The organism is Streptomyces sp. NPDC048441 (genome assembly GCF_043200235.1).
Lineage (GTDB): Bacteria > Actinomycetota > Actinomycetes > Streptomycetales > Streptomycetaceae > Streptomyces.
On sequence record NZ_JBICXM010000008.1, the window covers coordinates 1 to 12,717 of the forward strand.

The following is a 12,717-nucleotide window of genomic DNA, read 5'->3' on the forward strand; positions in this document are numbered from 1 at the left end:
CGCCGGGACGGCGACTCCGCGAGCGAGCAGTTGGAGGCTTCGCTTCCGGCGGTGGTGTCGGTGACCGACCAGTCGGGTGAGGCGCGCTACCCCTCCTTCAAGGGGATCATGGCGGCGAAGAAGAAGCCGGTGCAGGCCTACGACCTGGATGACCTGGACCTGGAGGCCGAGCAGGTGGGCCTGGAGGGTGCCTGGACGAAGGTCGACTCGGCGACCGAGCGTCCGGCCCGTACGGCGGGCACGATCGTCAAGGACGAGGGCGAGGGCGGCAAGCAGCTCGCCGAGTTCCTCGCGGGCCAGAAGTTCGTCTAGTCCCTGATTCGCTGACACGTCAAGGAAATTGGAAGAGTCATGGCTGAAGTTCTTGTCTATGTCGACCACGTGGACGGTGCCGTCCGCAAGCCCACCCTGGAACTGCTGACGCTGGCCCGTCGTATCGGTGAGCCCGTCGCCCTGGCGCTCGGCGCCGGTGCCGGTGACACCGCGACGGTGCTGGCCGAGCATGGTGCGGTCAAGGTGCTGACCGCCGATGCCCCGGAGTTCACCGACTATCTGGTCGTGCCGAAGGTGGATGCCCTTCAGGCCGCCTTTGAGGCCCTCTCCCCGGCTGCCGTCCTGGTGCCCTCCTCCGCGGAGGGCAAGGAGATCGCCGCCCGCCTCGCGGTGCGCATCGGGTCGGGCATCATCACCGACGCCGTCGACCTGGAGGCCGGCGCGGAGGGTGTGGTGGCCACGCAGGCCGCGTTCGCCGCGTCCTTCACCACCAAGTCGCGTATCACCCGCGGTACTCCGGTCATCACGGTCAAGCCCAACAGTGCCCCGGTGGAGGCCGCCCCGGCCGCCGGTACCGTCGAGACCCTGTCGGTGTCCTTCTCGGCGCAGGCCACCGGCACCAAGGTGACCGCGCGTACGCCGCGGGAGTCGACCGGGCGTCCGGAGCTGACCGAGGCCGCGATCGTGGTCTCCGGCGGGCGTGGGGTGAACGGTTCGGAGAACTTCCACCTCATCGAGTCCCTCGCCGATTCGCTGGGTGCGGCGGTGGGTGCCTCGCGTGCCGCGGTGGACGCGGGCTGGTATCCGCACTCCAACCAGGTCGGCCAGACCGGCAAGAGTGTCTCGCCGCAGCTGTACATCGCCTCGGGTATCTCGGGTGCGATCCAGCACCGGGCGGGTATGCAGACGTCCAAGACGATCGTGGCGATCAACAAGGACGCCGAGGCCCCGATCTTCGACCTCGTCGACTACGGAGTGGTCGGCGACCTCTTCGACGTCGTCCCCCAGCTCACCGAAGAGGTCAACACCCGCAAGGGCTGAACCGGCTCACCTCACCGAGGGCGCCTGAGGGCCGAGGCCAGGTCGTCGAGGTGCCGCGCGACCGGGCCCAGGGTGAGCAAGCCGCTGCCCGCCCCCGCCGACTCCCCCTGTGCAGGGGTGAGTTCGGCGTGGGCGCGCTCCATCACATCCCGGTCGTCGACGGCGATCGCCGCTCGCGCGGCCAGGCACCACATGGCTTCGAGCAGCAGGTCGTGGGGTGGGTCCGGGAGTCGGCGCAGCGCCGACGCGGCCTCGTCCCGGCGATCCTGGGACAGCAGTACCCATGGGCGGGCCCAGGGCTCGTAAGGTCCCCAGTCGATGCATACGTCGTCGGGGGCGGGCTCTCTGTGCCGTAGGCGCAGGCACAGCAGGGCGAGCGGCAGCAGTCCGTGCGTCAGGCCTGGCATACCGGCGCCCTCCAGTCGCGCGGCGGCATCCCGATAGGCGGCTTCGGCTGCCGGTGCCTGCCCGGTCTCGGCGAGCCGCAGCGCTCCGTACCACCGCGTGAACACGCCTACCAGCGGCAGCTCGTGACGTTCCGCCAGGCGGTCCGCCGCTGCCGCGTGGCTGTCGGCTCCGGGGAAGTCTGCGAGCGCGCTGCGGGCCTGGAGGCGGATGAGATGGCCGAGCACCTCATAGGTGGCCAGGCCGTGGCGGGCGGACAGGGCAACGAGCTCGGCGCCGATCGCGTCGCGCCGCGGGGCCAGGCCCGTGCGGTGGAAGGTTTGCATGAACACCCCGTTGAGGGCGAACGCGAGGAGCGTGGGATCACCGAGGCGGCGGGCGATCTCCTCGGCCTGGCGGGCGGCCTGGCGCCCGAGTGCCGATCCTGTGCCGCGTGACTCCAGGGCGATCGTGGCAAGGAGGCGGGCCCGTGCCGCCGGGTGGGCGTCCGGCGGGAGGGCGGCCAGGGTGCGTTCGGCCGCCGCCACGATCTGTGCGGCCTGGCCGGGATCGTCGACGCGGGTCCAGATCGCCGGGACGTCGTACGCGCCGATCACGCGGGCGGTGAGTTCCGCGTCGCCCAGTTCCTCCGCCGCCATGACGGCCGCCACACGGTGCTCGCGGGCCGCTTCGAGGCCGCCGCCTCCGGTCACCGCCAGGTTGCGCAGCAGGCCCACCGTCGAGTCGAGGCGGGCGCGGGCGCCGGAAGCCACGGTCCGGTCGTAGGCGGTGGCGGCCCTGGCCCACACCTGCTCCGCGGCGTCGCCGGTACCGGGCGCCGGGTCGAGGTGGCGGGCCTGGCCGAGGATGTCGGCCTCCAGGCGGCGCAGCCCCTGGCCGGGGTCCACGCCGAGCTGCTCGACCAGGAGCGCGCGGGCCCGGCGCAGTACCGCGAGGGCGTCGCCCTGACGGCCGGTGCGGTAGAGCGCGAGGGCGAGGAGCCGCCAGGCGTCCTCGCGCCAGGGGTGCTCGGCCACGTGCGCGTCCAGGTCCGGCACCGCTTCGGCGGCGCGTCCCAGGTCGAGGCGAGCCTCGGCCCTCCGCTCGACGGCGTGCAGCCGCAGCTCGCCCAGGCGGGAGCGCTCGGCGCGGGCCCAGTGCTCATCGGCGGGGTCGGCGAAGTCGGCGTAGGCGGGGCCGCGCCACCACCCGAGCGCCTCCTCGACGCGGTCGAGGGCATCCTGGGGCGGCAGTTTCGCGGCAGCGGTCACCGCTTGCTCGAAGCGCCAGGCGTCGACCGCTCCGGGCTCGGCACGCAGGGCGTATCCGGGGCCTTCGGTGACGAGGATCCTGGCCGGTGTGCGGGGCGGACGCTGCGGTTCGAGGGCACGGCGCAGCGCGGCCACGAAGGTGCGTACGGTCCCGACCGCGTCCTTGGGCGGATCCACCCACAGGTCGTCCACCAGACGGGCGACCGGCACGACGCGGCGGCGGGCGACGATCAGCCGGGCCAGCACAGCGCGGTGCCGCGGGCCCTTCAGCGCGATGGCTTCCCCGGCACCGTCCCAGGCCACCACCGGTCCAAGCACCCCGAACGCGACCTGCATCCCTGACCACCCTTTCCGCCCTCTCCGCCCTCTCCGCCCTTTCCGCGGGCATCGGCCCTGGTCACGGTAGCGCGCTCACTGGATGCTCATTCGCGCCCGGCAGGCTCTGCGGCATGACTCCTGCCATCAAGAACTTCACCTACCGGCGCGTGCCCGTCGCGGACGGCGTCTGCCTGAACGTGGCGGTCGGCGGCTCCGGCCCGCCCCTCGTGCTCCTGCACGGCTTCCCGCAGACCCATCTGATGTGGCGGCATGTCGCCACCGATCTCGCCGCCGACCACACGGTGATCTGCCCCGACCTGCGTGGCTACGGGGCGAGCGACAAGCCCGTGGAGATGGACCCCACCACATACTCCAAGCGCACCATGGCCGCCGATATCGTCGCCCTGGCCCGCGCCCTCGGATACGACCGCTTCGCGCTTGCCGGGCACGACCGCGGCGCCCTGGTCGCCTTCCGTGCCGGGCTCGACCACCCGGAAACGGTCACGCACCTGGCCTGCCTCGACGTGCTGCCCACGCTTGACATGTGGGACGTGATGCGGGGAGCCACCGCCGCCGTCGGCTTCCACCTCTACCTGATGGCCCAACCGCCGGGCCTGCCCGAGCAGTTGATCGGCGCCGCCCCTGACGCGTTCTTCGGCCACTTCCTCGACATCTGGACGAACGACACGCGGGCCGTCCCCACCGACGTACGCGCCGCCTATCTGGACGCCTGCCGTGCCGCTGTGCCCTCGATCGTGGCCGACTACCGTGCCTCCGCCGGTATCGACGTCGACCACGACCGGGCCGACCGAGCCGCCGGAGGACAGCTGCGGATGCCGGTCGCCGTGCTCCAGCAGGACTGGGGCGCCGCGCTCGGCTTCGACGCGGTGGCGCTGTGGAGCGCCTGGGCCCCGGATCTGCGGCACACCCCCGTCACCTCCGGTCACTTCATGGCCGAGGAGGCGCCCGCCGACACGGCCAAGGCGCTGCGGGATCTCCTCGCCCGCTGAAGCAGCTGAAGCAGCTGAAGCCGCTGAGCGTAAATGCGTTGGAGTCGGCCGGTCCTGCCGCATAGGTTTCCCGTTCGATCACTGGACAGAAGCGCGGGCAGAGGAGAAGACACGGTGGAGCACAGCGGATGGGCCGACGAGCGGTACGGGGCGGTCGCGGACGTCTTCTCGCGGAACTTCGCCGAGTTCGGCGAACTGGGCGCGTCCGTCGCGGTGTTCGTGGACGGGCGCAAGGTCGTCGATCTGTGGGGCGGAGTCGCGGACGAGCGGACCGGGCGTGCGTGGGACGAGAACACGGTCGTCCCGGTCTTCTCCTGCGCCAAGGGCATCGTCAGCCTCTGCGTCCATCTCCTCGCACAGCAGGGACGCCTGGATCTCGACGCTCCGGTGACCCGGTACTGGCCGGAGTTCGCATGCGGCGGCGAGAGTCACAAGAACGAGAGTGACAAGACGGCGATCACGCCGCGCATGGTGCTCGCGCACCGCGCCGGGCTCCCCGCCCTCGACCGCAGGCTGAGCTTCGACGAGATCACCGAGTGGACTCCGGTGGTACGCGCGGTCGAGGAGCAGGAGCCGCTCTGGGAGCCGGGCACCGCCCACGAGTACCACGGGCACACCTTCGGCTTCCTCCTCGGCGAGCTGATCCGCCGCGTCACGGGCCTCACCCCGGGCGCGTACTTCCGCGAGGCCATCGGCGACGGCCTCGGCCTGCGGACCTGGATCGGCCTGCCCGATGAGGAGGTCGCCCACCTGGCCAGGCTCGCCGAGGCGGCGGGTCGGCCGGGGAACCCCGACCCCGAGTCCCTGGTGATGCGGATCGTGACGATGAACGGGGCGTTCGCCTTCCCCGGCCTCGACGTACCGCACGGCTGGAACGACCCGGCGCTGCTGCGCGCCGAGATTCCCGGTGCGGGCGCGGTGTCGTCCGCGCGTGGTCTCGCGACGCTGTACGCGGCAGCCGCGACGGGAGTCGACGGCTCGGCACGGCTGCTCACACGGGATACCGTCACCGACGTGCTGCGTGAGCTCACCGCGGGCGGCTCCTGGTCGGGCTTCCCCGATCTGGGCGCCCGCTGGGGTTCGGGCTTCCTGCTCGACGCACCGGGTTTCCGCCCGATGCTCGGCGCCCGCAGCTTCGGCAACGACGGCGCGGGCGGGCAGTTCGCCTTCGGGGACGACGAGTTCGGCGTGGGCTTCGCCTACACCGCGAACCGGATGATCGGCCATGGCGACGCGCGGTCCTCGCGGCTCATCGCGGCGGTCAGGGAGTGCCTGTCGGAGGCGTGAGCCCTCAGGGGCGTGGCTGACCGGGTGCGTATGCTCACCGCAGATTTCTGTCCGCAGATTTCCGTTCGTGGATTTCTCTTGGTGGAATTCTGTTATTTCCGTGCGCTCACGCGATCTCCCAGGTGTAGGGCCACATCCTGCCGACGAAGAAAGCGAGTGAGGCAGTCCATGATCGGTGAACACGATCCTCTGGTGACGGCGGCGCAGACCGGGGACCAGCGAGCGCAGGACGAGCTGGTGGCCGGGTATCTGCCGCTGGTCTACAACATCGTCGGGCGGGCGCTCGAGGGACATGCCGACGTCGACGACGTGGTGCAGGAGACCATGCTGCGGGCGCTCGCGGGCCTGGCATCGCTCCGCGACCCGGCGAGCTTCCGGTCCTGGCTCGTGGCGATCGCCATGAACGAGATCCGCAGGCACTGGCAGCAGCGCGCGTCCGGGCAGAAGAGCCCGAGCCCGCTCCATGAGGCCCAGGACATCGTGGACCCGGGCGCGGACTTCGTGGACCTGACCATCATCAGGCTCGGCCTTGTGGGGCAGCGCCGGGAGGTGGCCGAGGCCACTCGCTGGCTGGACACCGACGACCGCGCGCTCCTGTCGCTCTGGTGGCTGGAGGTCTCTGGCGAGCTGACCCGCGCGGAGGTCTCGGCGGCCATGGAGCTGCCGGTACAGCACACCACGGTCCGGGTGCAGCGGATGAAGACCCAGCTGGAGACGGCCCGGATCGTGGTCCGCGCGCTGGCGGCGGCGCCCCGGTGTCCGTACCTGAGCGAAGTGGTGGCGCCCTGGGACGGCACCCCGTCGGCCCTCTGGCGCAAGCGGCTGGCCCGGCATGTGCGTGACTGCGCGGTGTGCTCCGGCCACGGCGCCGGGCTGGTCCTCGCCGAGCGTCTCCTTGTGGGCCTCGCCCTGGTGCCACCGGCCGCCGCGCTTGCCGCCCCCGGCGCGATACGCGCGGTGAGCGCGGCAGCCGACCCGTACGGCATGGCGTCGAACGCCCACGACACAGCCGGGGACGCGTACGGCATATCCGGCTCCCGGAGCGCCTCCGCGAGACATGCCGCCCAGCGCCCCCACCGGATGCCTCGAAAGGGCCGCACGGTGGCCGCGGGCGTAGCCGTGCTCGTCATCGCGACCGGGGTCATCTACTCAGCCACGCGCCCGGCGGACGACGAGGAGACGGAAGCGCAGTCGGTCACCGCGCCGCGTGCGCCGAGCCCCGCGGCTCCGTCCACCGCGACCACCGCACCCACCAGATCGCCTTCCCCGTCCCCGTCCGCCTCCCCCAGCCGGACACGGAAGCCGTCCCCCAAGCCCACCCCGTCGAAGACCCCGAAGCCCGCCCCGAAGCCCACCCGGCCGAGCAGCCCGCCCCAGGCGCCGGCGGGCACCTCGTACGGCCAAGAGGTCACCAGGCTCGTCAATGTCGAGCGCGCCAAGTCGGGCTGCGGCGCACTGACCCAGAACAGCAAGCTGGGCAAGGCGGCACAGGGCCACTCCGACGACATGGCGGAGCGCGACTTCTTCGACCACACCAACCCCGACGGCGACGACCCCGGCGACCGGGTCACGGCCGCGGGCTACCGCTGGAGCACCTACGGCGAGAACATCGCCGCGGGTCAGGGCACACCTGCCGCCGTGATGGACTCCTGGATGAAGAGCCCCGGGCACCGCGCCAACATCCTCAACTGCTCCTTCAAGGAGATCGGCATCGGCTACCGGCAGGGCGCGGGCGGCCCCTGGTGGACGCAGAACTTCGGCGCGCAGTGACCTGACTGAACAGAACTGAACAAGACAGTGTTCGCCGGGCGCAGCGGCGCCCGTTCGAATAGCGTGAAATCACCAGGAAACTGCCAGAACTGGAGGCTCACGCGATGTCTGCGCAACCGGAAGGAACGCCCTGTTGGGCGGACGCGATGTTCCCCGACGTGGAGGCCGCGAAGAGCTTCTACGGCGAGCTGCTCGGCTGGACGTTCGACGCCGGCTCGGAAGAGTTCGGCGGCTACACGATGGCGCGCTCGGACGGCAAGGCAGTGGCCGCTGTCGTGCCGCAGATGCCCGGCATGGACAGCCCCGCCGCCTGGAATCTCTACTTCGCGTCGCCCGATGCCACCGCTACGGCCGCGAAGATCCGCGACAACGGCGGCACGCTCGCGATGGAGCCGACGCAGGTCGGCGAGTTCGGCACCATGGTGACGGCCCAGGAGCCGAGCGGCGCGTACTTCAGCGTCTGGCAGCCGGGCATCCACGAGGGCTTCGAGAAGACCCGCGAGGCCGGCGCGTACTGCTGGGCCGAGGTCACCACGCGGGACCCGGCGGCGACGGACGCGTTCTTCCCCGCCGTCTTCCCCTTCGAGGTGAAGAAGATGGAGGTCGACGATGTCGACTTCAGCCTCTTCCAGACCGGTGGCGAGCCGGTGCTCGGCAGGCTCAAGATGACCGAGGACTTCCCGCCGGACGTGCCGTCGCACGTCAACGTGCACTTCGCCGTGGACAACTGCGACGCCGCGATCGCCACGGTCACCAAGCTCGGCGGCCGGTTGCTCTTCGGGCCGATGGACAGCCCGTTCGGCCGCTTCGCCACGGTCGCCGACCAGCAGGGCGCGGTCTTCACCGTCATCGATCTGACGACCACGGAAGGCGAGATGCCCGAGTTCAGCTAGGCCTCAGGGCACGGCAAAGCCGCGGTCACAGTCGTCGCCACCGTGCGGAGGCCCAGGAGACGCCAACGCGCCCTGCCAGTCGCCTGTTCACCGCTGCCGCCGAGGGCGATGCGGAGAGGCAGGGCGCCGATGAGGACGTAGACGACGCCACGGGCGACAAAGCCCGCCCGGCCCGCCACGGTCAGCGATTCGTGCTCCGCCGAGCGGCGGACGGCGGCCTTCTTGCTCCAGCCGCTTGCTCGCACTCGAGTAGACGCCATCAAGCCCTCCCGGAAAACCCGGAAACCCGGCCGCGCCGTACGCGGCCCGGCTCCCGAGTGCCCCGGTACGCGCGCGGCCATGCCTCGTGCGGAAGCAGTCCTCGCCTGGCGAACTCCTGGGCGGGGCGGCCGCAATGGCACACCACCTCGCGGACATCGGGGTCACTTGCTAGCCCTGCGGAACATCCTTGACGAACACGATGCCGTCCCTGTCCGTCAGGTGCGCCGGATCGAGGGGGGCATAGCCGAACCAAGGGGATTCGCGGGGCGCGAGCCGCATGTCGCCGAGGGCGGTGGCCAGCCGCCGGGCGTCGATGACGCAGCGGTCCTCCGGGAGTGCGTACAGGATTCCCTCCACGGTGTCCGGCGGCGGGGCGTCCACTCCCCGGTGGCTGATCGTGCCCAGGGCCGTGGCCACGAATGCGTACTCCTCGCCGAGCTGAGCGCTCACCAGTGCACCGGCGCTCCACCAATCCACCCGCCCCTGCCACATCCGCATCGAGCTCTTCTCCCGCTGGAGATGGGAGTTCTGGGCGTGCACGAGTGCCGGACCCCGAGCGGCGAGGGCGAGCAGGTTGTGGGCCATCATCGAATCCCGCAGCGCGCACAGCCGCGTCATGCGGGCCGGTGAGGTGTCGGCCATCCAGTGGTGGTAGCGCAGCAGGCCGGTCGCGGTGCGCCCGTACAGGCGTGCCCGGTCCCAGTCGTCCCGCGAGGTCTCCGAGAGCAGGTGCGGCGCCTGCTGGTCGAGCAGCGCCACCAGATCGTCGGCGAGCAGCCGCAGTCGGCCCGCCTCCGCCGACTGCCCCGTGGACCGGGACGGGTCCATCATCGCGGCGGGTTCGGTCCACCGGTCGTCGGCGCCGAGCAGACGGTCGAGCGTGTCCGCGGTGCAGGGAAGCAGGTCCGCGTCCACCCGGGCCGCGAGGTAGCCGTGGAGTGCGGTGAGGGCCTGTCGGGGGCTCTCGGCGTGGGTGATCTCCAGCGGGCCGTCGAAGCCGGCGAAGCGGAGCCGCTCGGACGCGGGGCGGCCGTTGTTGAACTCCCTCATCCAGCGCACGAGTTCGCGGTTGGCCGCGGAGGCGCCCCAGCCGTGACTGATGCCCTGCTCCATGACCTCGTCGAGGGTGCCGGTGCCGGTGCCGGAGGTCACGTAGTCGTCGACCATCAGGCCCTTGATGCAGTCGCTCTCGATCGCGATCGTGCGGTAACCCTCCTGCTCGACAAGCTGCCGGAAGAGCTCGTTGCGCAGGTCGAGCAGCGCGTCCTCGCCGTGGGTGGGCTCGCCAAGGGCGAGTAGCCGGGGCCTCGCCGGGAGCAGCCTCATGAGGGCGGCGGCCTGGACGGCATAGGTGGTGTCCTCGATGTCAGTAGCCATGCCTTGAACGCTATCGTTGAACCTTCGATGGAAACTTTCCCGCTTCAGAGTCGGCCTATCATCGGTGTCATGGGGAAAAACCTTCAAAGCGGTGATCGGCTCAGGCCGATCGACCTGGCGCGCGGCCACGGTCTGTCCACGCAGGCGATCAGGAACTACGAGGAGGCCGGCATCCTTCCGGCAGCCGGTCGCACACCTCACGGCTACCGCACCTACACCGCGCTCCACGCACGGGCCCTGCGCACGTTTCTCGCCCTGCTGCCGGGCCACGGCCACCGGACGGCCACGTCGATCATGCGGGCGGTGAACCAGGGCGCGGCCGATGAGGCGTTCCGCCTCATCGACGAGAGCCATGCCCAGCTCCTCGACGACCGCCGGACCCTCCAGGCCGTGGAGAGGGCGCTCCGCGACCTGGAGCCCTCCCCGGTGTCCGAGAAGCCCGACGTCGGCCCCGGCCTCGACTCCAGCCCCGACGGCACGTTCATCGGCCCGCTGGCAGGAAAGCTCGGGATCCGGCCCGCGACGCTGCGCAAATGGGAGCGTGCCGGTGTTGTACGCCCGCGCCGCGACGCGCGGACCGGTTACCGCGTCTACGACGAGGCCGATGTACGGGACGCCCGTCTCGCCCACCAACTCAGGCGAGGCGGCTACCTGTTGGAGCACATCGCACCGCTGATCGCCCAGGTGCGGGCAGCCGGCGGACTCGAGCCGCTGGAGGCCGCACTGCACGACTGGCACGGTCGGCTCGCCACCCGCGGGCGGGCGATGCTGGCTGGGGCCGCCGAGCTGGAGCCGTACATCCGCGAGCGCGGACCCGGCGCCGTTACAGCCGGACGCTACGATCCCCCGGCATGAACGACGACCTGCGCAACATCGTCCTCGGCGTGATAGCCACCGGAGTCGCCGCGGCACTCGGCTGGTTCGCCCGTACGTATCTGTGGCGGCGCAAACTCCGCCGCAAGCAACGGTTCTTCGGTCTTCCGGACGACTCCGAGTGCCTCCTCGTGGTCAACCGGAAGGCGGGTGGCGGCGACTGGAGCGTCGCGCGGCGCGATGTCTTCGCGCTCCTCGAACTCTCCGCCCTCATCAAGGACTGCGGAGCGCAGACGCAGATCGTCGCTCATGACACGGCGCAGCAAGGGATAGGTGACCACACGGAGTTCTGTATCGGCGGCCCCATCTCCAACCTGCGGACGGCGGCGCATCTGGACTCACTGCTGCCCGGCGTCCAGATGAACACCGATCCCGAGCCGGGCCCGGACCGGGGCTCCTTCCTGATCGGCGGCGAGCGCTACCGCTGGCAGCCCGACTCGGTGGAGCACGTCCTCCTGGCCCGTCTCTTCGGCCAGGGCGATGGCGGACGTCCGGTCTTCCTGGTCAGCGGCCAGCACTCCAACGCCAATCACGCCGCGGCCCGCTATCTCGGCCGCCACCACTCCAGGCTCGCCGCCAAGCATGGCGACAAATCCTTCTGCCTGCTGCTCAGGGTCGTCAATCCGCAGGCGTACGGTCCCGATGTGGTCGAGCTCGTCGCCGACGTCACACGAACCGCCACCGCCGCGCCGCCCGTGCGGACACCCTGAACACCGGCCGCCCCTGGCGGGTCTCTCCACGAGCCTCGCGAACACGCAGGTCAGAGGTGGTGCGCGGGAGGCGCTGAGTGGCGCAATACTCCGGCAACACCACGGCCGCGACGGCGTCGGTATGGTCCCTCACATGCCAGCCGAACGTATCCGCGAGCCCACTGTGCCGGTCGCCGCCGCACGACGGCGCCGGCTGCGCGCGGACCAGGCGCGGCAGCTCGCCGACCTGTTGCGCCACCAGGTGCGCACCGGGGGCTTTCCCAGTGGTGTGCTGCCGCTCGAGGACGCGATCGGCGACGACTACCGCGTCTCCCGGAACACCGTCCGGCAGGCGCTTGATCTGCTCCGGACGGAAGGACTGCTCGAACGGCAGCCCGGTGTCGGCACCGTCGTGGTGTCCGAGAAGTATCCGCACGGCCTCGACCGGCTACAGGGCCTCGCCGAGACCCTGCACGAACACGGCGACGTCACCAACGAAGTCCGTTCGGTCGGTCCCGTCCCCGCGCCCGCACCCGTGGCCCGGCGGCTCGGCCTCGTGGAGCACACCGACGTGCTCTACATCGAGCGCCTTCGCAGGCTGAACGGCCTGCCGCTCTCGCTCGACCTCACCTATGTCCCGATGGACATCGGCGCCGGTCTCATCGGCTGCGACCTGGAGAACACCGATGTGTTCCGGCTCCTCGAGACCCTGACCGGGCAACCGCTCGGCACCGCCGAGATCACCCTGGAAGCCGTCAACGCCGACGTGCACTCCGCCGCCGTTCTCGAGGCGCCGCGCGGCACCGCCGTACTCATGCTCGAACGGCTCACGCAGCTGGCCGACGGGCGCCCCGTGGACCTGGAGTTCATCCGCTTCCGCGGCGACCGCATCGCCATGAGCGGGCTCCTCCACCGCGCTCTCTGATCCCCCTCTGCCTGATCCCTCTCTGATCCCCTTCTGATCACACCCTCCATCACCTTCCGGGAGACAGCCATGCCTCTGGCCCCCCAGCGCGCCGACGTGCCCGTGACCATCGACGAGTCGAAGTGCATCGACGGCTGCACGCTCTGCGTCGACATGTGTCCGCTCGACTCGCTCGCGATCAATCCGGACAGCGGCAAGGCCTATATGCACGTCGACGAGTGCTGGTACTGCGGCCCGTGCGCCGCCCGCTGTCCCACCGACGCGGTCACGGTCAACATGCCCTATCTGCTCCGGTGAAGCCGGCGAAGGTCGAGAGGTACCCACTCCAATGAAACGCCCTGGCCC

General features: G+C 71.0%; 13 protein-coding genes. 10 read left to right on the plus strand and 3 right to left on the minus strand.

Features of this window, described 5'->3' with window-relative positions; genetic code table 11:
* Together ACGFSB_RS20795 and ACGFSB_RS20800 are read left to right on the plus strand one after the other, a co-directional pair.
* The coding region (locus tag ACGFSB_RS20795) for an electron transfer flavoprotein subunit beta/FixA family protein (protein ID WP_393401213.1) at positions 1-312 on the plus strand (312 nt) is incomplete at its 5' end.
* Between the two features lie 39 nt (positions 313-351).
* Positions 352-1,314 (plus strand): electron transfer flavoprotein subunit alpha/FixB family protein, encoded by a 963-nt coding sequence (locus tag ACGFSB_RS20800; protein ID WP_393401215.1) that lies wholly within the window; start codon positions 352-354, stop codon positions 1,312-1,314.
* An 11-nt stretch (positions 1,315-1,325) separates the two neighbouring features.
* Here ACGFSB_RS20800 and ACGFSB_RS20805 read toward each other — a convergent pair whose 3' ends face one another.
* Positions 1,326-3,305, minus strand: a complete 1,980-nt coding sequence (locus ACGFSB_RS20805; protein ID WP_393401217.1) for a BTAD domain-containing putative transcriptional regulator — start codon at positions 3,303-3,305, stop codon at positions 1,326-1,328.
* 113 nt (positions 3,306-3,418) lie between these two features.
* Between ACGFSB_RS20805 and ACGFSB_RS20810 the strand changes: the two genes are divergently transcribed.
* The 4 genes from ACGFSB_RS20810 to ACGFSB_RS20825 all read left to right on the plus strand — a co-directional run bounded on the left by ACGFSB_RS20810 (position 3,419) and on the right by ACGFSB_RS20825 (position 8,247).
* Complete coding sequence (locus ACGFSB_RS20810) at positions 3,419-4,297, plus strand: alpha/beta fold hydrolase (RefSeq protein WP_393401219.1); 879 nt, start codon at positions 3,419-3,421, stop codon at positions 4,295-4,297.
* Between the two features lie 114 nt (positions 4,298-4,411).
* Complete coding sequence (locus ACGFSB_RS20815; RefSeq protein ID WP_393401221.1) at positions 4,412-5,584, plus strand: serine hydrolase domain-containing protein; 1,173 nt, start codon at positions 4,412-4,414, stop codon at positions 5,582-5,584.
* A gap of 168 nt (positions 5,585-5,752) precedes the next feature.
* On the plus strand, positions 5,753-7,354 hold the full coding sequence (locus tag ACGFSB_RS20820) for a sigma-70 family RNA polymerase sigma factor (protein ID WP_393401223.1): 1,602 nt from the start codon (positions 5,753-5,755) through the stop codon (positions 7,352-7,354).
* Between the two features lie 104 nt (positions 7,355-7,458).
* On the plus strand, positions 7,459-8,247 hold the full coding sequence (locus ACGFSB_RS20825; protein ID WP_393401225.1) for a VOC family protein: 789 nt from the start codon (positions 7,459-7,461) through the stop codon (positions 8,245-8,247).
* Here the strand turns inward: ACGFSB_RS20825 and ACGFSB_RS20830 are convergent.
* Together ACGFSB_RS20830 and ACGFSB_RS20835 are read right to left on the minus strand one after the other, a co-directional pair.
* A complete protein-coding gene (locus ACGFSB_RS20830; RefSeq protein WP_393401228.1) occupies positions 8,244-8,507 on the minus strand; it encodes a DUF1206 domain-containing protein in 264 nt (87 codons plus the stop codon). The genes ACGFSB_RS20825 and ACGFSB_RS20830 overlap by 4 nt on opposite strands.
* 169 nt (positions 8,508-8,676) lie before the next feature.
* Positions 8,677-9,885: an erythromycin esterase family protein gene (locus tag ACGFSB_RS20835; protein WP_393401231.1), complete on the minus strand. Its 1,209-nt coding sequence runs from the start codon at positions 9,883-9,885 to the stop codon at positions 8,677-8,679.
* 69 nt (positions 9,886-9,954) lie between these two features.
* Between ACGFSB_RS20835 and ACGFSB_RS20840 the strand changes: the two genes are divergently transcribed.
* From ACGFSB_RS20840 to ACGFSB_RS20855, 4 genes are all read left to right on the plus strand, one after another.
* Positions 9,955-10,740: a TioE family transcriptional regulator gene (locus ACGFSB_RS20840; protein ID WP_393401234.1), complete on the plus strand. Its 786-nt coding sequence runs from the start codon at positions 9,955-9,957 to the stop codon at positions 10,738-10,740.
* Positions 10,737-11,468, plus strand: coding sequence for a hypothetical protein (locus ACGFSB_RS20845; protein ID WP_393401235.1), 732 nt, complete (start codon positions 10,737-10,739; stop codon positions 11,466-11,468). Before ACGFSB_RS20840 ends, ACGFSB_RS20845 begins: the two co-directional genes overlap by 4 nt.
* Before the next feature lie 133 nt (positions 11,469-11,601).
* Complete coding sequence (locus tag ACGFSB_RS20850; protein WP_393401237.1) at positions 11,602-12,372, plus strand: GntR family transcriptional regulator; 771 nt, start codon at positions 11,602-11,604, stop codon at positions 12,370-12,372.
* Between the two features lie 69 nt (positions 12,373-12,441).
* Positions 12,442-12,669: a ferredoxin family protein gene (locus ACGFSB_RS20855; protein ID WP_266479325.1), complete on the plus strand. Its 228-nt coding sequence runs from the start codon at positions 12,442-12,444 to the stop codon at positions 12,667-12,669.
* Positions 12,670-12,717 lie beyond the last annotated feature (48 nt).

Coding starts and splice junctions, on each gene's coding strand:
- ACGFSB_RS20825 (WP_393401225.1), top strand. CDS start 7,459: ATGTCTGCGCAACCGGAAGGAACGCCCTGTTGGGCGGACGCGATGTTC.
- ACGFSB_RS20810 (WP_393401219.1), top strand. CDS start 3,419: ATGACTCCTGCCATCAAGAACTTCACCTACCGGCGCGTGCCCGTCGCG.
- ACGFSB_RS20855 (WP_266479325.1), top strand. CDS start 12,442: ATGCCTCTGGCCCCCCAGCGCGCCGACGTGCCCGTGACCATCGACGAG.
- ACGFSB_RS20850 (WP_393401237.1), top strand. CDS start 11,602: ATGCCAGCCGAACGTATCCGCGAGCCCACTGTGCCGGTCGCCGCCGCA.
- ACGFSB_RS20805 (WP_393401217.1), bottom strand. CDS start 3,305: ATGCAGGTCGCGTTCGGGGTGCTTGGACCGGTGGTGGCCTGGGACGGT.
- ACGFSB_RS20835 (WP_393401231.1), bottom strand. CDS start 9,885: ATGGCTACTGACATCGAGGACACCACCTATGCCGTCCAGGCCGCCGCC.
- ACGFSB_RS20830 (WP_393401228.1), bottom strand. CDS start 8,507: ATGGCGTCTACTCGAGTGCGAGCAAGCGGCTGGAGCAAGAAGGCCGCC.
- ACGFSB_RS20840 (WP_393401234.1), top strand. CDS start 9,955: ATGGGGAAAAACCTTCAAAGCGGTGATCGGCTCAGGCCGATCGACCTG.
- ACGFSB_RS20845 (WP_393401235.1), top strand. CDS start 10,737: ATGAACGACGACCTGCGCAACATCGTCCTCGGCGTGATAGCCACCGGA.
- ACGFSB_RS20820 (WP_393401223.1), top strand. CDS start 5,753: ATGATCGGTGAACACGATCCTCTGGTGACGGCGGCGCAGACCGGGGAC.
- ACGFSB_RS20800 (WP_393401215.1), top strand. CDS start 352: ATGGCTGAAGTTCTTGTCTATGTCGACCACGTGGACGGTGCCGTCCGC.